23 protein-coding genes are annotated in these 21,640 nt (G+C 71.3%); 19 read left to right on the plus strand and 4 right to left on the minus strand.

The features are described from left to right. Window positions 1-9 precede the first annotated feature (9 nt). Window positions 10-951, plus strand: a complete 942-nt coding sequence (locus ABT294_RS33630; RefSeq protein ID WP_350810340.1) for an ornithine cyclodeaminase family protein — start codon at window positions 10-12, stop codon at window positions 949-951. Window positions 952-966: 15 nt separating this feature from the next. Then, the gene (locus ABT294_RS33635; protein ID WP_350810341.1) at window positions 967-1,644 is read left to right on the plus strand and encodes a GntR family transcriptional regulator; all 678 of its coding nucleotides are present in this window, start codon (window positions 967-969) and stop codon (window positions 1,642-1,644) included. 6 nt (window positions 1,645-1,650) lie between these two features. Here the strand turns inward: ABT294_RS33635 and ABT294_RS33640 are convergent, their stop codons facing one another. The 3 genes from ABT294_RS33640 to ABT294_RS33650 form a co-directional block, all read right to left on the minus strand. After that, window positions 1,651-2,568, minus strand: a complete 918-nt coding sequence (locus tag ABT294_RS33640; protein ID WP_350810342.1) for an EamA family transporter — start codon at window positions 2,566-2,568, stop codon at window positions 1,651-1,653. Window positions 2,569-2,706: 138 nt separating this feature from the next. After that, window positions 2,707-3,474 (minus strand): ABC transporter permease, encoded by a 768-nt coding sequence (locus tag ABT294_RS33645; RefSeq protein WP_350810343.1) that lies wholly within the window; start codon window positions 3,472-3,474, stop codon window positions 2,707-2,709. Window positions 3,475-3,532: 58 nt separating this feature from the next. Next, on the minus strand, window positions 3,533-4,441 hold the full coding sequence (locus tag ABT294_RS33650) for an ABC transporter ATP-binding protein (RefSeq protein ID WP_350810344.1): 909 nt from the start codon (window positions 4,439-4,441) through the stop codon (window positions 3,533-3,535). 205 nt (window positions 4,442-4,646) lie between these two features. Between ABT294_RS33650 and ABT294_RS33655 the strand changes: the two genes are divergently transcribed. The 11 genes from ABT294_RS33655 to ABT294_RS33705 all read left to right on the plus strand — a co-directional run bounded on the left by ABT294_RS33655 (window position 4,647) and on the right by ABT294_RS33705 (window position 15,400). Next, window positions 4,647-5,423 (plus strand): VOC family protein, encoded by a 777-nt coding sequence (locus tag ABT294_RS33655; protein WP_350810345.1) that lies wholly within the window; start codon window positions 4,647-4,649, stop codon window positions 5,421-5,423. Between the two features lie 95 nt (window positions 5,424-5,518). Then, the gene (locus ABT294_RS33660) at window positions 5,519-6,736 is read left to right on the plus strand and encodes a multidrug effflux MFS transporter (protein ID WP_350810346.1); all 1,218 of its coding nucleotides are present in this window, start codon (window positions 5,519-5,521) and stop codon (window positions 6,734-6,736) included. Window positions 6,737-6,827: 91 nt separating this feature from the next. Then, window positions 6,828-7,529, plus strand: a complete 702-nt coding sequence (locus ABT294_RS33665; RefSeq protein WP_350810347.1) for a helix-turn-helix transcriptional regulator — start codon at window positions 6,828-6,830, stop codon at window positions 7,527-7,529. Continuing rightward, a complete protein-coding gene (gene sufB, locus ABT294_RS33670) occupies window positions 7,526-8,938 on the plus strand; it encodes a Fe-S cluster assembly protein SufB (protein ID WP_350810348.1) in 1,413 nt (470 codons plus the stop codon). Before ABT294_RS33665 ends, sufB begins: the two co-directional genes overlap by 4 nt. After that, entirely contained in the window at window positions 8,938-10,059 is a 1,122-nt protein-coding gene (sufD, locus tag ABT294_RS33675) for a Fe-S cluster assembly protein SufD (protein ID WP_350810349.1), read from the plus strand. The genes sufB and sufD overlap by 1 nt, the downstream gene beginning before the upstream one ends. Next, window positions 10,056-10,373 (plus strand): Rieske (2Fe-2S) protein, encoded by a 318-nt coding sequence (locus ABT294_RS33680; RefSeq protein ID WP_350810350.1) that lies wholly within the window; start codon window positions 10,056-10,058, stop codon window positions 10,371-10,373. The genes sufD and ABT294_RS33680 overlap by 4 nt, the downstream gene beginning before the upstream one ends. A gap of 5 nt (window positions 10,374-10,378) precedes the next feature. Next, window positions 10,379-11,125: a Fe-S cluster assembly ATPase SufC gene (sufC, locus tag ABT294_RS33685; protein ID WP_350810351.1), complete on the plus strand. Its 747-nt coding sequence runs from the start codon at window positions 10,379-10,381 to the stop codon at window positions 11,123-11,125. After that, entirely contained in the window at window positions 11,122-12,396 is a 1,275-nt protein-coding gene (locus ABT294_RS33690; RefSeq protein WP_350810352.1) for a cysteine desulfurase, read from the plus strand. The genes sufC and ABT294_RS33690 overlap by 4 nt, the downstream gene beginning before the upstream one ends. A gap of 2 nt (window positions 12,397-12,398) precedes the next feature. Further along, window positions 12,399-12,839 (plus strand): Fe-S cluster assembly sulfur transfer protein SufU, encoded by a 441-nt coding sequence (gene sufU, locus ABT294_RS33695; RefSeq protein WP_350810353.1) that lies wholly within the window; start codon window positions 12,399-12,401, stop codon window positions 12,837-12,839. Then, window positions 12,836-13,198, plus strand: coding sequence for a metal-sulfur cluster assembly factor (locus ABT294_RS33700; RefSeq protein ID WP_350810354.1), 363 nt, complete (start codon window positions 12,836-12,838; stop codon window positions 13,196-13,198). The genes sufU and ABT294_RS33700 overlap by 4 nt, the downstream gene beginning before the upstream one ends. Before the next feature lie 297 nt (window positions 13,199-13,495). After that, complete coding sequence (locus tag ABT294_RS33705; protein ID WP_350810355.1) at window positions 13,496-15,400, plus strand: DEAD/DEAH box helicase; 1,905 nt, start codon at window positions 13,496-13,498, stop codon at window positions 15,398-15,400. A gap of 333 nt (window positions 15,401-15,733) precedes the next feature. On the opposite strand, the gene ABT294_RS33710 is transcribed toward ABT294_RS33705, so the two are convergent. Continuing rightward, a complete protein-coding gene (locus tag ABT294_RS33710) occupies window positions 15,734-16,753 on the minus strand; it encodes a LacI family DNA-binding transcriptional regulator (RefSeq protein ID WP_350810356.1) in 1,020 nt (339 codons plus the stop codon). Between the two features lie 186 nt (window positions 16,754-16,939). On the opposite strand from ABT294_RS33710, the gene ABT294_RS33715 reads away from it, so the two are divergent. From ABT294_RS33715 to ABT294_RS33740, 6 genes are all read left to right on the plus strand, one after another. Beyond that, a complete protein-coding gene (locus ABT294_RS33715) occupies window positions 16,940-17,203 on the plus strand; it encodes a phosphoribosyl-ATP diphosphatase (RefSeq protein ID WP_502912187.1) in 264 nt (87 codons plus the stop codon). 61 nt (window positions 17,204-17,264) lie between these two features. Further along, window positions 17,265-18,110: an ATP phosphoribosyltransferase gene (gene hisG / locus ABT294_RS33720; RefSeq protein ID WP_350810358.1), complete on the plus strand. Its 846-nt coding sequence runs from the start codon at window positions 17,265-17,267 to the stop codon at window positions 18,108-18,110. 123 nt (window positions 18,111-18,233) lie between these two features. Further along, window positions 18,234-18,809, plus strand: a complete 576-nt coding sequence (locus ABT294_RS33725; protein ID WP_350810359.1) for a carbonic anhydrase — start codon at window positions 18,234-18,236, stop codon at window positions 18,807-18,809. 69 nt (window positions 18,810-18,878) lie between these two features. Next, on the plus strand, window positions 18,879-19,763 hold the full coding sequence (locus tag ABT294_RS33730; protein ID WP_350810360.1) for an ABC transporter ATP-binding protein: 885 nt from the start codon (window positions 18,879-18,881) through the stop codon (window positions 19,761-19,763). After that, window positions 19,763-20,497, plus strand: coding sequence for an ABC transporter permease (locus ABT294_RS33735; RefSeq protein ID WP_350810361.1), 735 nt, complete (start codon window positions 19,763-19,765; stop codon window positions 20,495-20,497). Before ABT294_RS33730 ends, ABT294_RS33735 begins: the two co-directional genes overlap by 1 nt. Next, window positions 20,494-21,639, plus strand: a complete 1,146-nt coding sequence (locus ABT294_RS33740; RefSeq protein WP_350810362.1) for a sensor histidine kinase — start codon at window positions 20,494-20,496, stop codon at window positions 21,637-21,639. The genes ABT294_RS33735 and ABT294_RS33740 overlap by 4 nt, the downstream gene beginning before the upstream one ends. Window position 21,640 lies beyond the last annotated feature (1 nt).

The following is a 21,640-nucleotide window of genomic DNA, read 5'->3' on the forward strand; positions in this document are numbered from 1 at the left end:
CTGGATGCGATGAACTCCCTGCCCTACCTCGACGCAACCGCCATCGAGCGGCTGGTACCCGTGGCGCGCGCCGTCCAGATCCTGGAGGCCGCGCTGCGGGCCGGGCTCGACCCGGAGGACACGCCGCGGCGGCCCATCGTCGAGCTGCCCGCCGGACAGCTCCTGCTGATGCCCGCCGCGGCCGGACGGTACGCCGGGCTCAAGGCCGTCACGGTCGCGCCCGCCAACCCCGGCCGCGGCCTGCCGCGCATCCAGGGCACGTACCTGCTGCTCGACGGCGAGACCCTCACCCCGCTGGCGGCCATGGACGGCCTCGCGCTCACGTCACAGCGCACCCCGGCGGTCTCGGCGCTCGCCGTCCGCCACCTGGCCGCCCCCGACGCCCGCGACCTGCTGGTCTTCGGCACCGGCCCGCAGGCGTGGGGCCACGTCCTGGCCCTGGCGGAGGTCCGCCCCGTCGAGCGGGTCACCCTCGTCGGCCGCGACCGCGCACGCGCCGAGTCCCTGGCCGGCCGCTGCCGCGCCCGCGGCCTGGAGACCCTCGTGCTGCCCGCCTCCGGCGAGCAGGTCGGTGAGGCGGTCGCCAGGGCGGACCTGATCGCCTGCTGCACCACCGCCAGAGAGCCGCTCTTCCCAGGTAAACTCGCCCGCGACGGCGTCACCGTGGTGGCGGTCGGGTCGCACGAGCCGGACGCCCGCGAGCTCGACGACGACCTCGTCGCCCGCGCCACGCTCGTCGTCGAGGCCCGATCGGCGGCACTGGCCGAGGCCGGCGATGTCGTCATTCCACTGCGCCACGGTACGATCACCACCGATCACCTCGCCGGGAACCTCGCCCAGCTGGTCGCTGGGCAGGTGGCCGCGGGGGTCGGGCCCCGCGTCTTCAAGAGCACAGGCATGGCGTGGGAGGACCTCGTGGTCGCCGCCGCCGCATACGAGGCGTGGACGTAGGGAGGGGATGGGCCGATGGCTGTCGAGGGCCGGCTGGACCTGCCGATGGTGGGGGAACGGCAGAGCCTGCGCGAACAGGTGGCGCACGCGCTCCGTGCCGCGCTGGTCGCGGGGGAGATGCGCCCGGGAGTGGTGTACTCGGCGCCGGTGCTCGCCGGGCAGTTCGGCGTGTCCGCGACGCCTGTCCGCGAGGCCATGCTCGACCTGGCCAAGGAGGGCCTGGTCGAGGCGGTGCGCAACAAGGGCTTCCGGGTCACCGAACTGTCCGACCGCGACCTGGACGAGCTGACCGAGATCCGCCAGCTCATCGAGGTGCCGACCGTGGCCCGCCTGGCCGACGCCGCGCGGGCCGACGACTTCGAACGGCTGCGGCCCTTCGCCCAGGAGATCGTCGACGCGGCCGAACGCGGCGACCTGCTCGCCTACGTCGACGCCGACCTGCGCTTCCACGTCGAGCTGCTGACCCTGTCGGGCAACGCCCACCTGGTCGCCGTGGTGCGCGACCTGCGCAACAGGGCCCGCCTGTACGGCCTGTCGCAGCTCTCGCAGCGCGGCACGCTCACCGACTCGGCCAGAGAGCACCTGGCCCTGCTCGACGCGCTCAAGAGCGGCGACGGCGGGGCGGTCAGGCACATCATGGGCGAGCACATCCAGCACGTCCGCGGCATCTGGGCCGACCCCGACGCGGAGTAGCCGCCCTTACCCCTTCTTGGCCCTGCGGGTGGAGCCCAGGCTCGCGGCCACGATGCACACGATCGCCGCCCACTGCTGCACGTGCAGAAGCTCGCCCAGCACCAGCACCCCGATCAGCGCCGCCACCGCGGGCTCCAGGCTCATCAGGATGCCGAACACCTCCTTGGGCATCCGCCGCAACGCCTGCATCTCCAGCGAGTACGGGATCACCGACGACAACAGGCCCACGCCCAGCCCGATCAGCAGCAGGTGCGGCTGCAGCAGGTCGGCGCCGCCCGTCGTGATGCCGACGGGCGCGATCAGCACGGCCGAGACGATCATCGCGAACGACAGCCCGGACGTACCGGGAAAGCGCCGCCCGGCCGCCGCCGACAGCAGGATGTACGTCGCCCAGCCGGCGCCCGCCACCAGGGCGAACCCGATGCCGACCCAGCTCACCGACGCCGCCTCGCCCCACGGCGCGAGCAGGGCCACGCCGGCCGCCGCGAGCCCGATCCACAGCAGGTCGATCCGGCGGCGCGAGGCCGCCACGGCCACCCCGAGCGGCCCGAGGAACTCGATCGCCACCGTGATGCCCAGCGGCAGCCGCGACAGCGCCTCGTAGAACGAGAGGTTCATCACCGCCAGCGTCGCGCCGAAGCCCAGGCCGATCGCCCAGTCGCGCCAGGACAGCCCCTTCAGCTTCGGCCGCGCCACCGCGCCCATGATGAGCGCGCCGGCCGCGATGCGGACGAACACCACCGCGCTCGGCGGCAGCGCCGCGAACAGCTCCTTGGCGAACCCCGCGCCGAGCTGCACCGAAACGATCGCCAGCAGCACCAGCCCGGACGGCGGGATGGAGTCGGCGGCCGTGCGGAGCAGGCTGCCCGGCCGGGGCAGGCCGGAGCGCCGGTCGAACGGATCGTCAAGGGCGAAGGCGGTCACGGAACTCCTCACTGGCCAGGAACTACGCAGAGGGTACTGAACCCCGCCGACATACCCGCCACCGAGGTCCACGTCGGCCGGATCGGTGTGAGAGGGGTACAACGGATGCCTGCCTGCTGGGGGCCGCGTCCGTCGCGGCTACTCCCAGCGGAACGTGCGTGAGGCCAGGCCCAGCGTCAGGGCCGCCCAGCAGGCCAGGATCGCCAGCGCCCCCAGCGGCAGGGTGCCCCCGCCCGCCAGGACCGTGCGCAGGCCGCTCGTCAGCGCCGAGATCGGCAGCAGCTCCAGCACGTGCCGCAGCCCCGAGGGGAACTTCGACAGCGGGAACATCACGCCGCCGGCCCCCAGCAGCACCAGGTAGACCAGGTTGGCCGCGGCCAGGGTCGCCTCGGCCCTGAGGGTGCCCGCCATCAGCAGGCCCAGGCCGGAGAACGCCGCGGTGGCCAGCAGCACGAGCAGCGCGGCCGCCAGCGGCGAGCCGTGCGGATGCCAGCCGAGCGACAGCGCCACCACCACGACCACCACGACCTGGACGGCCTCCACCGCGATCACCGCGACGGTCTTGGCCAGCATCAGCCCCGCCCTGGACAGCGGGGTCGCCCCCAGCCGCTTCAGCACGCCGTACCGGCGCTCGAAGCCGGTCGCGATCGCCTGCCCCGTGAACGCCGTGGACATGACGGCCAGCGCGAGCACTCCCGGCGCCAGGAAGTCCACCCGGCTGCCGCCGCCGATGTCGATCAGCGGCGCCAGCGAGAAGCCGACCAGCAGCAGCACCGGGATGACCAGGGTGAGCAGGAGCTGCTCGCCGTTGCGCAGCGTCGCGCGCACCTCGGCGCCCGCCTGCGCGAGCACCATGCGCGGGAACGGCGCGGCTCCCGGCGCGGGCGTGAAGTCGAGGGCGGTCATCGCGGTTCCCTGCCTGTCGGTTCGAGCCTGCCTGTCGGTTCGAGGAGGACGAGGGCGGTCATCGCAGTTCCCTGCCGGTCAGTTCGAGGAAGACGTCTTCCAGCGTGCGGCGCTCGATGCTCAGGTCGTCGGCCGCGACGCCCTCGGCGGCGCACCAGGCGGTGGCGGTGGCCAGCAGCTCGGGCCCCACGTGGCCCTCGATGATGTAGTGACCCGCAGGGGACTCCTTGGCCGCGCTGCCCGCGGGCAGCGCGTTCAGCAGCTCGTCCAGCGCCAGCCCTGGACGCGCCCGGAAGCGCAGCTGGCGGGCCGCCCCCGTGAGCGACGCCGGGCTGCCCTCGGCGACGACGCTGCCCCGGTCGATGATGACCACCTGGTCGGCCAGCCGCTCGGCCTCGTCCATGTGGTGCGTGGTCAGCACCACGGACACGCCCGCCGAGCGCAGCTCGCCCACGAGCTCCCAGCAGGCGTGCCTGGCCTGCGGGTCGAGCCCGGCTGTCGGCTCGTCGAGGAAGACCAGCTCGGGCCGGCCGATCACGGCCGCGGCCAGCGACAGCCGCTGCTGCTGCCCGCCGGACAGGCGGCGGTACGGGGTGCGGGCGTGCTCGTCGAGGCCCAGCCGCGACAGCAGCGCCCGGGCGTCGAGCGGGTGCGCGTAGAAGCGGGAGACCAGCGACAGCCACTCGGCGCAGCGCATCGCGGGGGGCACGCCGCCCGCCTGCAGCATCACGCCGACCCGCGGCCGCAGCTCGGGCTGGGTGGGCGGCAGGCCGAGCACCCGCACCGTGCCGCCGTCGGGCCTGCGGAACCCCTCGCAGATCTCCACCGTGGACGTCTTGCCCGCGCCGTTCGGGCCGAGGATGGCGGTCACCGCGCCGCGCGCGGCGCGCAGCGACAGGCCGTCGACCGCGGTCGTGCCGCCGTATCGCTTGACCAGTCCGATGGTCTCGACGGCTGGGGATTCCATGGCCACGAGTCTAGGGACTGCGGGCAGTGGTCATGCTGGCAGGCCGCGGCAGTGCTGGGCGGGTGTGCTGGGCGGGTGTGACCGCGACGCTGGAACGGCGCTGAAAGGGTGGCCGGATATGGACAGGTGTTGACCATGTGTTTCCCCGTGAGCCGGTGAGAGGGGTGAAAGTCTGAAATGAAGCTCAAGGCCACAGGAGGTTGACATGTCACACCACAGGGGATTCGCGTCAGGCGTCCCGTCGTGGGTGGATCTGTCGAGCACGGACGTCGACGCGTCCGTGCGGTTCTACGGACGGCTCTTCGGCTGGCAGGCCGAGATGATCGACGACCCCGAGGCCGGGGGCTACGGCCAGTTCGTGTACGACGGCGACAAGGTCGCGGGCGTCGGCCCGGTCAGCGGCGAGGGCATGCCGTCGGCGTGGAACACCTACGTCGCCACCGACGACGCCGCGGTCACCGCCGACCGCGTCAAGAACGCCGGCGGCACCGTCGTCATGGAGCCGATGCGGATCTTCGAGGAAGGCACGATGGCCATCTTCCAGGCTCCCGACCAGTCGTTCGTGTCGGTCTGGCAGGCGGGCAACCACAAGGGCGCCCAGCTGGTCAACGAGCCGGGCGCGTTCTGCTGGAACGAGCTGGTCTCGCGTGACGTCCCCGCCGCCGAGCGGTTCTACTCCTCCGTCTTCGGCTGGACGCCCAACACCCAGGACATGGGGGGCATGCGCTACACCGAGTGGCAGCTCGGCGGCGACAGCATCGGGGGCATGATCGAGATGCCGGGCGACTACCCGCCTGACACGCCGTCCTTCTGGATGGTGTACTTCGCGGTCGCCGACCTGGACCGCGCCGTCGGCGACGCGCGCCGCCTCGGTGCGAATGTGCTCGTCGAGTCCATGGACACGCCCGCTGGACGGTTCGCGATGTGCGTCGACCCGCAGGGCGCGCCCTTCTCCATGATCCAGCTGAGCGAAACCGTATGAAATATCTGATGACCGGGAATTCGGAGGACCTTATCCCGGTTTGATCCCTCGGCCCTCATGGGTCACACGAGCCTGTGAGGGAGAGGGGTCCACGCATGTCCGTGGCAGAAGCCACGCCACCCGTCGTGACCGGAAAGAGCCGCCGCGGACTGCTTCTGCTCATCCTGGGAGCGCTGTCGGCCATCGGCCCGCTCTCCATCGACATGTACCTGCCCGCGCTGCCCGCCATCACCGGCGAGATGCTCAGCGCCCCGGCCCAGGTGCAGCTCACCCTGACCGCCTGCCTCATCGGCGTGTCGGTCGGCCAGGTGGTCGCCGGGCCCGTCAGCGACGTGCGCGGGCGCAGGACGCCGCTGATCGTCGGCGTCGCCGGGTACGCGCTGGCCTCGCTGCTGTGCGCGTTCGCCCCCTCGGTGCCCGCGCTGATCGTGCTCCGCCTGCTCCAGGGCGTCCTCGGCGGGGCCGCCCTGGTCATCGTCCGCGCCGTGGTCCGCGACCTGTACGAGGGGGCGGCCATCGCGCGCATCTTCGCCACGCTCATGCTCGTCAGCGGCCTGGCGCCGATCCTGGCCCCGATCGCGGGCGCCCAGCTGCTCGCCTTCACGTCCTGGCGCGGCGTGTTCGTCGCGCTGAGCATCGCCGGGGTCGTGCTGCTGCTGGCGGTGCTGGGCGGGGTCCGCGAGACGCTGCCCGCCGAGCGGCGGGAGGGCGGCGGGCTCGGGCACACCGTGCGCACCTTCTGGCAGCTCCTGCGCGACCGCGCGTTCATGGGCAGCGCGCTCACCGCGGGGCTGGCCTTCGCCGCCATGTTCGCCTACATCTCCGGCTCGCCGTTCGTGCTGCAGGAGGTGTACGGGGCCACGCCCCAGCAGTACTCGCTCATCTTCGGCCTCAACGCCTTCGGACTGACGATCATGGCCCAGCTCGGCGGGCGGTTGTCCGGACGGGTGGCGCCGGCCCGGCTCGTCTCCATCGGCCTGGTCATCGCGGCGGCGGGAGGCGTGCTGCTGCTGGTCGCCGCGGCCACCGGCCTCGGGCTCGGCGGCATCGTCGCGGCCCTGTTCGTCATCATGTGCGGCCAGGGCCTGGTGCTACCCGGCACCGGCGCGCTCGCCCTGGCCGGCCAGCCGCAGCAGGTCGCCGGGGCGGCGTCGGCGCTGCTCGGGGTGCTGCAGTTCGCGCTGGGCGCGCTCGCCGCGCCCCTCGTGGGCCTCGTGGGATCGGGGACGGCCCTGCCGATGGCCACGGTCATGCTGGGCCTGTTCGCCTGCTCGGCGCTCACGTTCACCCTGCTCGGACGCCGTATTAGGTAAGGCTTACCTGCGTGAGAAATTGCATTGACCGTCTTCCTGGATCCATTTGTGAACCGGGAAGGAATTACGGCACACTGATGTTGTGAAAAACGTGCCCACGTCGATCGAGCATGGCAGCGAGCGCAGCACCCGTGCGCGCGTCGCCAGGCTGATCCTTGAGCACGGTCCCGTCGCGGCCGCCGCGCTGGGCGAGCGGCTCGGGCTCACGCCCGCCGCCGTCCGCCGTCATCTCGACGCGCTGCTCGCCGACGGGATGATAGAGCCCCGGACGGTGCGTCCGCGCGGGCAGCGCGGGCGCGGACGGCCGGCCAAGCTGTTCGCCATCACCGACGCGGGGCGCAGTGCTTTCGAGCACGCCTATGACGACCTGGCCGGGAGCGCGCTACGCTTCCTGGCCGAGCGCATGGGCGAGGAAGCCGTGGCCGACTTCGCCCGCTCGCAGGTCTCCGGCCTGCTGAGACGGCTGGAGCCGATCATGCGGACGGTGCCGGCAGACCAGCGGGTAGAAGTGCTGGCGCAGGCGCTGTCGGCAGAGGGGTACGCCGCCTCGGCCAGCAAGGCCGTGTTCGGCGGCGACCAGCTCTGCCAGCACCACTGCCCGGTGGCGCACGCGGCGGCGGAGTTCCCGCAGCTGTGCGAGGCCGAAACGGAGGCGTTCGCGCAGCTCCTCGGCACCCCGGTGCAACGCCTGGCCACCATCGCCCACGGCGACGGTGTCTGCACGACGCATGTGAGCCCGCAATCGCTGGGTGATCCCGCACATAGAGACAAGAGCAAGGAGACCGGAAGGTGACTGTCACCGACCGCCCGGAGCTGGAAGGCCTCGGGAATTACAAGTTCGGCTGGGCCGACCCGGATGCCGCGGGCGCCGCGGCCAAGCGAGGCCTGTCCGAGGAGGTCGTCCGCGACATCTCCGCGCTGAAGAACGAGCCGGAGTGGATGCTCGACCTTCGCCTGAAGGGCCTCCGCCTGTTCGACAGGAAGCCGCTGCCCACCTGGGGCTCTGACCTCAGCGGCATCGACTTCGACAACATCAAGTACTTCGTGCGGTCCACCGAGAAGCAGGCCGCGTCCTGGGACGAGCTGCCCGCCGACATCAAGAACACCTACGACAAGCTCGGCATCCCGGAGGCGGAGAAGCAGCGCCTCATCGCCGGTGTCGCCGCCCAGTACGAGTCCGAGGTCGTCTACCACAAGATCCGCGAGGACCTCGAGGAGAAGGGCGTCATCTTCGTCGACACCGACACGGGCCTGAAGGAGCACGAGGAACTCTTCAAGGAGTACTTCGGCTCGGTCATCCCGGTGGGCGACAACAAGTTCGCCGCGCTGAACACCTCCGTGTGGTCCGGTGGCTCGTTCATCTACGTGCCGCCGAACGTCGAGGTCGAGATCCCGCTGCAGGCCTACTTCCGGATCAACACCGAGAACATGGGCCAGTTCGAGCGGACCCTGATCATCGTCGACGAGAACAGCTACGTGCACTACGTCGAGGGCTGCACCGCGCCGATCTACTCGTCCGACTCGCTGCACTCCGCGGTCGTCGAGATCATCGTGAAGAAGAACGCCCGCTGCCGTTACACGACCATCCAGAACTGGTCGAACAACGTCTACAACCTGGTCACCAAGCGCGCCGTCGCCTACGAGGGCGCCACCATGGAGTGGATCGACGGCAACATCGGCTCCAAGGTCACGATGAAGTACCCGGCCGTCTACCTGATGGGCGAGCACGCCAAGGGCGAGACCCTGAGCGTCGCGTTCGCGGGCGAGGGCCAGCACCAGGACGCCGGCTCCAAGATGGTGCACCTGGCTCCCAACACCAGCTCCAGCGTCATCTCCAAGTCGGTGGCGCGCGGCGGCGGCCGTACCTCCTACCGCGGTCTCGTGCAGATCGAGGAGGGCGCGCACGGCAGCGCCAGCACCGTCAAGTGCGACGCGCTGCTCGTCGACCAGATCAGCCGCTCCGACACCTACCCGTACGTCGACGTCCGCGAGGACGACGTGCGCATGGGCCACGAGGCGACGGTCTCCAAGGTCAGCGAGGACCAGCTCTTCTACCTCATGAGCCGCGGGCTCGACGAGGACGAGGCGATGGCCATGATCGTGCGCGGCTTCGTGGAGCCGATCGCGCGTGAGCTGCCCATGGAGTACGCGCTCGAGCTGAACCGGCTGATCGAGCTGCAGATGGAAGGAGCCGTCGGCTGATGGGCCTGAACGAGAAGCCCCTGTCGACCCTGCACGAGAAGGCGTCCTACGACCTGGGCGACTTCGACGTCCCGACCGGGCGCGAGGAGGCGTGGCGCTTCACCCCGCTGTCGCGGCTGAAGGGCCTGCACAACGGCACGGCCAGCGCGGCCGGGCACGTCGTGGTGGACGTCGACGCCGCCCCCGAGGTCACCGTCGAGACCGTCGGGCGTGACGACCCCCGCGTCGGCCAGGCGTACGTGCCCGCCGACCGGGTCAGCGCGCAGGCGTACAGCAGCTTCGAGAAGGCGACCGTCGTCACGGTGCCGCGCGAGGCCGTCACGTCCAAGCCGACCGTGCTCACGCTCACCGGCACCGGCGATGGCGCCGCCTACGGCCACATCGTGGTCCGGGTGGAGCCGCTGGCCGAGGCCGTGCTGGTGCTCGACCACAAGGGCAGCGCCGTCTACGCCGACAACGTCGAGTTCGTCGTCGGCGACGGCGCCTCGCTCAAGGTCGTCAGCCTTCAGGACTGGGACGACGACGCCGTCCACGTCTCGCACCACCACGCCCAGCTGGGCAAGGATGCCACCTTCCGCGGCTTCGCGGCGACGCTCGGCGGCGACCTGGTGCGGCTGTCGCCCAGCGTGTCCTACACCGCCCCCGGCGGCGACGCGGACCTGTCCGGCGTCTACTTCGCCGACGCGGGCCAGCACCTGGAGCACCGCCTGCTGGTCGACCACTCCCAGCCCAACTGCAAGAGCAACGTCGACTACCGCGGCGCCTTGCAGGGCGCGGACGCCCACACGGTGTGGATCGGCGACGTGATCATCAGGGTCGAGGCCGAGGGCACCGACACCTACGAGCTCAACCGCAACCTGCTCCTGACCGACGGCGCCCGCGCCGACTCGGTGCCGAACCTGGAGATCCTCACCGGCGAGGTGGCCGGCGCGGGCCACGCCAGCGCCTCCGGCCGCCTCGACGACGAGCACATCTTCTACCTGCAGGCCCGCGGCATCCCCTACGACGAGGCCCGGCGCCTGGTCATCCGGGGCTTCCTCGGCCAGCTCATCGAGAAGATCCAGATCGAGGAGATTCGCGACCGCGTGCTCGCGGCCGTGGAGGCGGAGCTCGCGCGATGAGTTTCGAGAAGGTGTGCAGGGTCGAGGACATCCCCGACGGAGGCGTCATCGGCCTCGAGGTCGGCGATACCCCGGTCGCGCTGGTGCGCAAGGGCGAGGAGGTCTTCGCCCTGCACGACGTGTGTTCCCACGCCGAGGTGAAGCTCAGCGAGGGAGAGGTCTACGACGGAACCCTGGAGTGCTGGCTGCACGGCTCGTGCTTCGACGTACGCTCCGGCAAGCCGACAGGCCCGCCCGCGACCAAGCCCGTGAACGTCTACACAGTCAAGATCGACGGCGATGACGTCCTCGTCTCGCTCTCGAAGGAGTCATAAAACACATGTCCACCCTTGAGATCCGTGACCTGCAGGTCGCCGTCGAGGACAAGCAGATCCTGCGCGGCGTCAACCTGACCGTGAAGTCCGGCGAGACCCACGCCATCATGGGCCCCAACGGCTCCGGCAAGTCGACCCTCGCCTACGCGATCGCCGGCCACCCCAAGTACACGATCACCGGCGGCCAGGTGCTGCTCGACGGCGTCGACCTGCTCGACCTGTCCGTCGACGAGCGCGCCCGCGCCGGCCTGTTCCTCGCCATGCAGTACCCGGTCGAGGTTCCGGGCGTGTCGGTGTCGAACTTCCTGCGCTCGGCCGTCACGGCCACCCGTGGCGAGGCGCCCAAGCTGCGTGAGTTCGCCAAGGACCTCAAGAACGGCATGGACGCGCTGTCCATCGACGGCGCCTTCGCCCAGCGCAACCTGAACGAGGGCTTCTCCGGCGGCGAGAAGAAGCGGCACGAGATCCTCCAGCTCGAACTGCTCAAGCCGAAGATCGCGGTGCTCGACGAGACCGACTCCGGCCTGGACGTCGACGCGCTGCGCGTGGTGTCGGAGGGCATCAACCGCTTCCGCGCCTCCGGCGAGACCGGCGTGCTGCTGATCACGCACTACACCCGCATCCTGCGCTACGTGAAGCCCGACTTCGTCCACGTCTTCGCCGGCGGCCGGATCGTCGAGGAGGGCGGGCCGGAACTGGCCGAGAAGCTCGAGGCCGAGGGCTACGAGCAGTACACGAAGGCGTCTGCATGATTTCCACCAGCTTGGACGTGGAGAGGATCAGGAAGGACTTCCCGGTTCTCTCCCGCGAGCTGCCCGGCGGGCGCCCGCTCGTCTACCTGGACTCGGGCAACTCCTCGCAGAAGCCCACCCCGGTCATCGAGACCATGCGTGAGCACCTGGCGATGCACTACAGCAACGTCGGGCGGGCCATGCACGTGCTCGGCTCGGAGTCGACCGAGGCGTACGAGGGCGCGCGCGACAAGGTCGCCGCGTTCATCGGCGCCCCGTCGCGCGACGAGGTGATCTTCACCAAGAACGCCTCCGAGGCGCTCAACCTGGTCGCCTACTCCTTCGGGCAGCACCTGTGGGCCTCCAGCGAGGCGGACCCGCGCTTCGCGCTCGGCCCGGGCGACGAGATCGTCATCTCCGAGATGGAGCACCACTCCAACATCGTGCCGTGGCAGCTCCTCGTGCAGCGCACCGGCGCAACGCTGAAGTGGTTCGGCGTCACCGACGACGGCAGGCTCGACCTGTCCAACCTCTCGGAGCTGGTCACCGAGCGGACGAAGATCGTCTCCATCGCGCACCAGTCGAACGTGCTCGGCACCGTCAACCCGGTCGCCGACGTGCTGCGGCGGGCCCGCGAGGTGGGCGCGCTCGTCATGCTCGACGCCTCCCAGTCCGTGCCGCACCACCCGGTGAACGTCGCCGAGCTGGGCGTCGACTTCGTGGCCTTCACCGGCCACAAGATGGTCGGCCCCTCGGGCATCGGCGTGCTGTGGGGGCGGGCCGAGCTGCTCGACGCCATGCCCCCGTTCCTGGGCGGCGGTGAGATGATCGAGGCGGTCTGGATGGACCACTCGACGTACGCGGCCGTCCCGCACAAGTTCGAGGCGGGCACCCCGCCGATCGTCGAGGCGATCGGCCTCGGCGCGGCCGTCGACTACCTCACCGGCGTCGGCATGGACGCCATCGAGGCGCACGAGCGCTCGCTGACCGCGTACGCGCTCGACGCGCTGCGCGAGGTGCCCACGCTGCGCCTCATCGGCCCCGACTCGCTGGAGCGGCGCGGCGGCACGCTGTCGTTCACGCTCGAGGGGATTCACCCGCACGACGTCGGGCAGATTCTCGACGACAGTTTCGGCATCGCCGTCCGCGTCGGGCACCACTGCGCACGCCCCCTGCACCTGCGCTTCGGAATACCGGCGACCACACGGGCGTCGTTCTACCTGTACAACACCACGGGCGAGATCGACGCCCTGGTGCGCGGCCTCCACCACGTTCAGAAGGTGTTCGCATAGCCATGATCGGCGAGTCGATGTACCAGGAGCTGATCCTGGAGCACTACAAGCACCCGCAGGGGCGGGGGCTGCGCGAGCCGTACGACGCCGAGGTTCACCACGTGAACCCGACGTGCGGCGACGAGATCACGCTCAGGGTCAAGGTGGGCGACGCCGGTAAGATCGAGGACGTCTCCTACGACGGCCAGGGCTGTTCCATCAGCCAGGCCGCCGCCTCCGTGCTGCACGAGCTGACCACCGGTTCGACGGTCGAGGAGACCCTGTCCGTGGTCGACGAGTTCACCCGCCTCATGCAGGGCAGGGGGCAGGTGGAAGCCGACGAGGACGTGCTCGGCGACGCGGTCGCGTTCGCGGGCGTGGCCAAGTTCCCTGCGCGCGTGAAGTGCGCGCTGTTGTCCTGGATGGCCTACAAGGACGCTGTGGTGAGGAGTGCTGCGCGATGAGCAAGCCGGTGGAGACCCCGACGGCCGCATTCGACGGTGACATCACCGTCGAGGAGGTCATGGAGGCGCTCAAGGACGTCGTCGACCCCGAGCTCGGCATCAACGTCGTCGACCTCGGCCTGATCTACGGGCTGAACCTCGACCCGGCCGACGGCGGCCAGCCCGTGGCGACCATCGACATGACGCTGACGAGCGCCGCCTGCCCGCTGACGGACGTCATCGAGGACCAGGCGCACTCGGCGCTCGACGGCATGGTCTCCGACGTCAAGATCAACTGGGTCTGGCTGCCGCCGTGGGGCCCCGACAAGATCACCGATGAAGGTCGCGAGCAGCTCCGTATGCTAGGCTTCAACGTCTGATCTTTGAGCTGTACGGCTGACGCATCGGCGTCAGCCGCTTCAGCGTGCCAAGGGTTTCCGGAAGGTCCGGGTCCTGTCGCGGGAATACCCGTAACAATTCCCGCGTTGGCACCACGTACACCTGACGCCTCATCGCGCGTCACACGCCGCCTGCGGCCGGCGCTCTGGTGTACCCCCTCCCCTCCCGTCCCGATGGCGGGCGCACCTAAACGTGTACGGCACCGCGCCGTACGTCCCGGCTCGTCCTTTCGCAGAAGTGACGCGCCACTTCGACTGAAAGGCACGAACTTCGTGACCATGCTTGACGCTGCCATGCCCGAGATCGAGACCGCCCCTTCGGGGCCGTCCGAGTTCGAGCTTCTGGGCCTGCCGAAGCCGCTCGTCACCGGGCTGGCCAAGCAGGGCATCGACAGCCCGTTCCCCATCCAGAGCGCGACCATCCCCGACGTACTCGCCGGCGCCGACGTCCTCGGCCGCGGCCAGACCGGCTCCGGCAAGACCCTCGCCTTCGGCCTGCCCACCATGGCCCGCCTCGCCGGCACGCGCCCCGCGCCCGGCCGTCCGCGGGCGATGATCCTGGTCCCCACCCGCGAGCTGGCCCTTCAGGTGCACGACGCGCTCGAGCCGCTCGGCCGCGGCCTCGGCCTGCGCATGAAGGTCGTCGTCGGCGGCATGTCCATGGGCAAGCAGATCGAGGCGCTGCGCCGCGGCGTCGACATCGTCATCGCCACCCCCGGCCGCCTCGGCGACCTCATCCGCCAGGGTGAGTGCTCGCTGTCGGACGTCGAGGTCAGCGTCCTCGACGAGGCCGACCACATGTGCGACCTCGGCTTCTTCCCCGTCGTCACCGACCTGCTCGCGCAGACCCCCGCCGACGGGCAGCGCCTGCTGTTCTCCGCCACGCTCGACGGCGACGTCGACAAGCTCGTGCGGCGCTTCCTGAAGGACCCGATCACGCACTCCGTCGCCCCCGCGACCTCCCCGGTCGACACGATGGAGCACCACGTGATGCAGGTGACCCGCGACGACAAGTTCGACGTCACCGCCGAGATCGCCAACCGCGAGGGCCGGACCATCATCTTCGTCCGCACCCAGCACGGCGTCGACCGGCTGTGCAAGCAGCTCGCCAGGGTCGGCGTCAAGGCCGGCGGCCTGCACGGCGGCAAGCGCCAGAACCAGCGCACCCGCATCCTCGCCGAGTTCCGCGAGGGCGCGATCAACGTCCTGGTCTGCACGGACGTCGCCGCCCGCGGCATCCACGTCGACAACATCAGCCTGGTGCTGCACGTCGACCCGCCGCAGGACCACAAGAGCTACCTGCACCGCGGCGGCCGCACCGCCCGCGCCGGGGAGAAGGGCACCGTCGTCACGCTGGTGCTCCCCAGCGAGCGCCGCTCCACCGACCAGCTCACCCGGCGGGCGGGCATCCACCCGTTCCGGCTCAAGGCCACCCCGGGGCACCCGCGGGTCGCCGAGGTGACGGGCGCCCGCGCCCCGAGTGGCGAGGCCATCCCGGTCTGGGAGCCCGACGTCCGCAAGCCGCTGCGTCCCCGCCGCGAGGGCGGCTCCGAGCGCCGTGGCCGCCGTCCGCGCCGTGAGTTCGACGGTGAGCGCCGTCCGCGCAGGCACGACGACGGCGAGCGCCGCTTCGCCTCCGGCGACGACCGCCGCCCCCCCAGGCGCCACGAGGACGGCGACCGTCCTGCGCGTCGTCACGACGACAGTGACCGTCCTGCGCGTCGTTACGACGACAGCGACCGTCCGGCCCGGCGTCACGAGGACGGCGGGCGTCCGTTCACCGCACGGCGTCGAGAGGACGGCGACCGGCCGTTCGCCGCGGGCGACGACCGGCGTCCGCGCCGGCACGACGGCTCGCAGGAGCCGCGCACGTTCGGCGACGACCGCGGCGCCCGTCGCGACGACCGCGGCCAGCGCGGCGGCTTCCGCTCCGACGACCGCCCGTTCCGTGACGGCGACCGTTCCCGCGGCTTCCGCCGTGACGACCGTGGCCAGAGCGGCTTCCGCTCCGACGAGCACGGCGCCCGCGACCGGGGCCGCCCGTTCTCGGCCGACCGCGACCGCGGTGGCTACCGCGCCGACGACCGCCCGCGCGACGGCTACCGCTCCGGCGGCTACCGCGCTGAGGGCCGCGGCAACGGAAGCTACCGCTCCGGCCAGGGCGACCGTCGCTACGGCCGCTGACCGGGCTCCGGCCAGGTCGTTCACGCCACCTCCTGCCGCCGGGGCCGCGGCCCCGGCGGCTACCGCTCCGGTCAGGGCGTGACCACACCGACCTCACTGCCCGCCGCACCTCGTCCCGACGAGGTGCGGCGGGCAGCGGCGTTTCCGGGGATATCCGATCTGTCGGTCGGATGAGCGCCTGATTTCCGTCTCCCGGGCATGCGGATGTGCGGGGCATCCCACGAGCGGCGCCCACATTCCATAAACGGGTAAGTTGCGATAGCCAGCGATCGGGATTGCTGGAATGTCCGCCCCCGGGCCGTCCCCTTGGGGGCGCGGAGTCCGTGAAGCGGTTCAGGCGCCCGGCGCGGGGGCGGTGCTGCCCCGGGGCAGCAGGCGCGCGGCCGGGTCCTCCACGCCGGCCACCTCCTCGCCGCCCACGATCCGCAGCAGGCACCGGGCGGCGTGCGCGCCGCAGGCGGGGATGTCGCGGGTCAGCGCCGTCAGCGGCGGCCGCACCACCTGCGAGAGCGGCGAGTCGTCCCACGCCGCGATGGACAGGTCGGCCGGGACGTCCAGCCGCATCTCCTGGGCCACCGACAGCCCCGCCAGCGCCATGAGGTCGTTGTCGTAGACGATCGCCGTGGGCCTGGCCCGCGAGCTGAGCAGCCGCCTGGTCGCCCTGGCGCCCTCCTCGCCGGTGTGGTCGGTGTGCACGACCGGATGCTCGCTCACTCCGAGCGCCGCGCAGACCTCCGTGAACGCGGTGTCCCGGATCTGGGTGTGGAGCAGGCCGGGCAGCCCGGCCACCCTGGCGACGCGCCGGTGGCCGAGCGCCGCCAGGTACTCGACCGCCTCGCGCATCGCGGCGCCGTCGTCGGACCACACCGCCGGCAGCGACCCCGCGCCCGACGGATGCCCGACCACCACCGCCGGCATGCCGAGCCGCTCGACCACCGGCACCCGCGGATCGTCGGCGTGCAGGTCGACCAGGATCGCCCCGTCGACCCTGCCCTCGCCCCACCAGCGCCGGTAGACCGCGATCTCGGCCTCGTGGTCGGGCACCACCTGCAGCATCAGCGCGGACGAGCTCGCCGCCAGCTCGCCCTCGATGCCGCTGATCAGCTCCATGAAGAACGGCTCGACGCCGAGGAAGCGGGCCGGACGGCACACGACCAGCCCGATGGCGTCGGCCCTGGCGCCGCTGAGCAGGCGTGCGGCCAGGTTGGGACGCCAGCCGATCTCCTGGGCGATCGCCTGGATGCGCGCCCTGGTCTCCTCCGAGACGCCGGGCTGACCGTTGAGCGCGTACGAGACGGCCCCCTTGGACACGCCGGCCCGCCTGGCGATGTCGGCGATCGTCGGCCTCTTCACCCGGCGCCCCTCCCTGCCCGGTAACCTTCACTGAACCGTATCAGCGCTTTTTTGCGGTTCCATGGTCACACGCTTACCCGGTTCATTGGGCCAGGCGTGCCGTCTCGGGTGGCGGACGCCGGGCCGGACGACCCTGGCGCGCAGACTAGGCTTGTCATGCACGTCAGCCGACCGACGAGAGAGACCATGAAGACCTTCGAAGAGCTGTTCGCCGAGCTGTCAGAGAAGGCGCAGACCCGGCCCGCGGGCTCGGGCACTGTGGCCGCGCTCGACGCCGGCGTCCATGCCATCGGCAAGAAGGTCGTCGAGGAGGCCGCCGAGAGCTGGATGGCCGCCGAGCACGAGTCGAACGACCGCGCGGCCGAAGAGATCTCGCAGCTCCTCTACCACGTGCAGGTGCTCATGCTCGCCAAGGGCATCGAGCTGGACGAGGTGTACAAGCATCTCTAGGGCGCCACGCGCCCGCCGCCGCCAGCCGGTAAACCCAGCGAGACCCGAGGAAACCACAGACATGCTGCGTCTGGCCGTACCGAACAAGGGCGCTCTCAGTGAAGCCGCCCAGACCATGCTCAAGGAGGCCGGTTACCGGCCCCGCACCGACAGCAAGGAACTCGTCGTCGTCGACGAGGAGAACGGCTGCGAGCTGTTCTTCCTGCGCCCGCGCGACATCGCCGTCTACGTCGGCGAGGGCACCCTCGACGCCGGCATCACCGGCCGCGACATGCTGATCGACTCCGGCGCCCCCGTCGAGGAGATCATGCCGCTCGGCTTCGGCGGCTCCACCTTCCGCCTGGCCGCCCGGGCGGGCGCGATGACGTCGGTCCAGGATCTCGACGGGCTGCGCATCGCCACGTCCTACGCGGGCCTGCTCGACAAGTACCTCTCCGACCAGGGCGTCGACGCCCGGGTGATCAAGCTTGACGGCGCCGTCGAGACGGCCATCAGGCTCGGCGTCGCCGACGCGGTGGCCGACGTCGTGGAGACCGGCACGACCCTGCGCAACGTCGGCCTGGAGGTGTTCGGCGAGCCGATCATGCGCTCCGAGGGCGTGCTGATCAAGCGGCAGGGCGCGCCGCAGGAGGCGGGCCTGGAGCAGCTCGTCCGCCGCCTCCAGGGCGTCGTGCACGCCCGCGACTTCGTGATGATGGACTACGACATCCGCGCCGAGCGGATCGAGGAGGCCATCGCGATCACTCCCGGCATGGAGGGCCCGACCGTGTCGCCGCTGCACCGCGAGGGGTGGGTGGCCGTGCGGGCGATGGTCCGCCGCAAGGGCCACCAGCAGGTGATGGACCAGCTCTGGGACCTCGGCGCAAGGGCCATCCTGGTCACCGACATCTACGCCTGCCGCCTCTGACATCTGCCCGCGAGGTCATATCCGGGCAAGCCTCGCACAGGGCATGAATTAGCTGTGCGTGACGAACTGATTGCCCGCCGTTGTCCGACCTCCGGGCGAGCGCGTCCCGGAGCGTCCGAGAGCGTGCCGGAGGAGCGTCCCGCCACCGCCGAGCAGGCGTGGGCGGCGCTGGAGGACGGCAACAGGCGCTGGGCGGCGGGCACGCCCCGCCGCCCGCGCCAGGACCCCGAGCACCGGAGGCGGGTGGCGGCGGACCAGTCGCCGTACGCGGTCGTCCTGTCGTGCATCGACTCGCGGGTGCCGCCCGAGGTCGTGTTCGACGCCGGGCTCGGCGACCTGCTGGTCGTCAGGACCGCCGGGCACACCGTCGACCGGCTGGTCACCGCCGCCGTCCAGTACGGGCCGCAGGCCCTGAGCGCGCCGCTCGTCGTCGTCCTCGGCCACCAGCGGTGCGGCGCGGTGACGGCGGCGGCGCAGGCGCTGCGCGAGCAGGCCGCCTTACCCGGCGAGCTGTCCCGCATCGTGGCCGCGCTGGAACCCGCCTACGAGGGCTCCGGCGGGGACGTGGAGGCGATGATCAGCGCGCACGTCGTCCGGACGGTGTCGCTGTTACGCGACGACGGGCTGCTGCGCGGCAGGGCGGCCGTGATCGGCGCCCGCTACAGCCTCGACACCGGCCTGGTCACCCGGCTCGTCTGACAAATGTCACGGTGAACGCCGGAAGGAAGGCACTAACCGGGCGACAGGCCCGCCCCTAGCGTTGACGACATGAACGCCATCGTGTTCGACCAGGTCAGCAAGGACTACGGCGAAGTTCTCGCAGTCGACGACCTGTCCCTCAGCATCGAGCCCGGCAGGACCGTGGCTCTGCTCGGCCCCAACGGAGCCGGCAAGTCGACCTCCATCAACATGCTGCTCGGCCTGCTCAAGCCGACCTCGGGCACGATCTCCGTGCACGGCAGGACCCCCGACCAGGCCGTCGCCGCCGGCGCGATGGGCGCGATGCTGCAGAGCGGCGCGCTCATCCCCGAACTGACGGTCAAGGAGCTCATCGACCTGATCCGCAGGCTCTACCCGCAGCCCCTGGACCTGGCCGAGATCGTCAAGCTGGCCGACCTCGGCGACCTGGTGAAGCGCCGGGCCAACAAGCTGTCGGGCGGGCAGGCCCAGCGGGTCAGGTTCGCGCTGGCCATCGCGGGCGCCCCCAAGATCCTCCTGCTGGACGAGCCGACCGCCGCCATGGACGTGGAGTCCAGGCTGCGGTTCTGGGAGAGCATGCGCGACTACGCCGCCGGCGGCCGGACCGTGCTGTTCGCCACCCACTACCTGGAGGAGGCCGACGAGCACTCCGACCGGGTCATCGTCATCGCCAAGGGCAAGGTCGTCGCCGACGGCACCGCCGCCGAGATCAAGGCCGGCGTCGGCGGGCACACCGTCCGCTTCGCCATCGGCGAGCAGCCCGCGGCCGGGCTCGACCGGCTGCCCGGCGTCACCGCCGTCGAGATCGTCGCCGGGACGGCCGCGCTGCGCACCTCCGACACCGACGCCACGCTGAACGCCCTCTACCGCGCCACCTCGCTCGAGGTGCGCGGCCTCACCCTCACCGGAGCCGACCTCGAGGACGCCTTCCTCGCCCTGACCAGGGAGCCGTGATGCTGTACTACGCGAGGACCGAGGCGCTGCGGATGCTCCGCAACCGCCGCTACATCATCTTCGTCGTGCTCTTCCCCGTGGTGTTCTACCTGATCAACGCCAACATCTACGGCAACCAGACGGCCGAGGGCGGCGTCCGGGTGGCCGTCTACCTGATGGTGTCGATGGCCGCCTACGGGGCGCTGTCGGCGTCCATGATGAGCTCGGCCGTGCCGTGGGCGCAGGAGCGCCAGACGGGCTGGCTGCGCCAGCTCCAGATCACTCCGCTGCCCGGCTGGGCGATCATCGTCACCAAGCTGGGCGCCGCGATGCTGCTGGTGCTGCCCTCGCTGGTGCTCGTGTTCGCGGTCGCCGTGCTCCAGCAGGGCGTCACGCTGCCGGTGAGCCGGTGGGTGCCGCTGCTGCTGGCGCTGTGGCTCGGCACGATCCCGTTCATCGCGCTCGGGCTGGCCATCGGCTCGCTCCTGGCGCCCGACGCGGCCCAGCCCGTCGCGATGATCTGCATGTTCGCCCTGGCGCTGCTCGGCGGCCTGTGGTTCCCCGTCGAGGTCATGGGCGGCACCATCCGCACGATCGCCGAGCTCATGCCCTCCTACCGGTACGCCGACCTGGGCTGGAACATCGTCGCGGGCAAGGGCCTGCCGCTGACGGACGTCCTCGTGGTCGCGGGCTGGGCGGTCGTGCTCGGCGCGGCGGCGACGCTCGCCTACCGGCGGGCTACTGTTCGGGCATGAGCTTCGCCAACCTGCTGACGTTCGGCGGGGCGGACGGCGTGCCGTCCCGCAAACGCCGGTTGTTCGGGATCTCGTTCGGGCTCGTCTACATGTTCTTCCCGATCGCGGAGATCGCGTCCGGCGAGATCAGCGGGACGAGGGCCGTCTGGGCGTCCCTGTCGCTGGTCGTGTTCCTGGTGTCGTACCTGGCGACCGTGCTCAGCCCGGGCTCCTTCAACGAGCGCGGCCGGTGGACTCTCGCGCTGCTCGCCCTCACCACGGTGATCGGGGTCGGCTCGTCGCTGATCTTCGGCGGGTCCTGGCTCTGCCTGCCCGTCTACACCGTGGTGCTGTACTGCATGAACTTCCCGCCGCGCCAGGCGTTCTTCAGCATCGGTGGCATGCTGGCGGCGGTCATCGGCAGCGGCCTGATCACCGGCACCGACCCCGGCTCGGTCACGGTTCTCGGAGTGCAGGTGGTCACGATGGGCATGCTGTTCATCGGCGTGCGCAACACCAGGCTGCTCGCCCAGCAGTTGCGCGACGCCGAGGGCGAGATGGCCAGGCTCGCCGCCACCGACGAGCGGCTGCGCATCGCCCGTGACCTGCACGACCTGCTCGGCCACAGCCTCTCGCTGATCGTGCTCAAGGCCGAGCTGGCCGGCCGGCTGGCGGAGGGCTCCCCGAAGGTCCTCAACGAGATCGGCGACATCGAGTCCGTCGCCAGGCAGGCGCTGGTCGAGGTGCGCGAGGCGGTCACCGGCTACCGGCAGCGCACCATGGCGGAAGAGCTCGACAGCGCCAGGTCGGCGTTACGGGCGGCCCGTGTGGCGGCGCAGGTGCGGGTCTCGGGCACGCCGCTGCCCGGCCTGCTCGACGGGCTGCTCGCCTGGGCGGTCCGCGAGGGCACCACCAACGTCATCCGGCACGCGGAGGCGTCCCGGTGCGAGATCAGCGTGACGTCCGACATGAACCACGCCACCCTGGACATCGTGGACGACGGACGCGGCACGGGGCCGTACGAGATGGGCAGCGGCCTGCAGGGGCTCACCGAGCGGATCCGCGCGGCGGGCGGCGAGGTGGAGACGGGGCCGGCGCCGCGAGGCGGCTTCCGGCTGCGCGTGCTCGTCCCGGTGGCCGTGCGGGCGGAGGCCGGGTCGTGAG

The organism is Nonomuraea sp. NPDC000554, from assembly GCF_040300065.1.
GTDB lineage: Bacteria > Actinomycetota > Actinomycetes > Streptosporangiales > Streptosporangiaceae > Nonomuraea.

Bases quoted from the DNA above. Each gene is read 5' to 3' on its own strand.
- ABT294_RS33630 (WP_350810340.1), top strand. From the start codon at position 10: ATGAACTCCCTGCCCTACCTCGACGCAACCGCCATCGAGCGGCTGGTA.
- ABT294_RS33635 (WP_350810341.1), top strand. From the start codon at position 967: ATGGCTGTCGAGGGCCGGCTGGACCTGCCGATGGTGGGGGAACGGCAG.
- ABT294_RS33645 (WP_350810343.1), bottom strand. From the start codon at position 3,474: ATGACCGCCCTCGACTTCACGCCCGCGCCGGGAGCCGCGCCGTTCCCG.
- ABT294_RS33650 (WP_350810344.1), bottom strand. From the start codon at position 4,441: ATGGAATCCCCAGCCGTCGAGACCATCGGACTGGTCAAGCGATACGGC.
- ABT294_RS33655 (WP_350810345.1), top strand. From the start codon at position 4,647: ATGTCACACCACAGGGGATTCGCGTCAGGCGTCCCGTCGTGGGTGGAT.
- ABT294_RS33660 (WP_350810346.1), top strand. From the start codon at position 5,519: ATGTCCGTGGCAGAAGCCACGCCACCCGTCGTGACCGGAAAGAGCCGC.
- sufD (WP_350810349.1), top strand. From the start codon at position 8,938: ATGGGCCTGAACGAGAAGCCCCTGTCGACCCTGCACGAGAAGGCGTCC.
- ABT294_RS33680 (WP_350810350.1), top strand. From the start codon at position 10,056: ATGAGTTTCGAGAAGGTGTGCAGGGTCGAGGACATCCCCGACGGAGGC.
- sufC (WP_350810351.1), top strand. From the start codon at position 10,379: ATGTCCACCCTTGAGATCCGTGACCTGCAGGTCGCCGTCGAGGACAAG.
- ABT294_RS33690 (WP_350810352.1), top strand. From the start codon at position 11,122: ATGATTTCCACCAGCTTGGACGTGGAGAGGATCAGGAAGGACTTCCCG.
- sufU (WP_350810353.1), top strand. From the start codon at position 12,399: ATGATCGGCGAGTCGATGTACCAGGAGCTGATCCTGGAGCACTACAAG.
- ABT294_RS33700 (WP_350810354.1), top strand. From the start codon at position 12,836: ATGAGCAAGCCGGTGGAGACCCCGACGGCCGCATTCGACGGTGACATC.
- ABT294_RS33705 (WP_350810355.1), top strand. From the start codon at position 13,496: ATGCTTGACGCTGCCATGCCCGAGATCGAGACCGCCCCTTCGGGGCCG.
- ABT294_RS33715 (WP_502912187.1), top strand. From the start codon at position 16,940: ATGAAGACCTTCGAAGAGCTGTTCGCCGAGCTGTCAGAGAAGGCGCAG.
- hisG (WP_350810358.1), top strand. From the start codon at position 17,265: ATGCTGCGTCTGGCCGTACCGAACAAGGGCGCTCTCAGTGAAGCCGCC.
- ABT294_RS33730 (WP_350810360.1), top strand. From the start codon at position 18,879: ATGAACGCCATCGTGTTCGACCAGGTCAGCAAGGACTACGGCGAAGTT.
- ABT294_RS33735 (WP_350810361.1), top strand. From the start codon at position 19,763: ATGCTGTACTACGCGAGGACCGAGGCGCTGCGGATGCTCCGCAACCGC.
- ABT294_RS33740 (WP_350810362.1), top strand. From the start codon at position 20,494: ATGAGCTTCGCCAACCTGCTGACGTTCGGCGGGGCGGACGGCGTGCCG.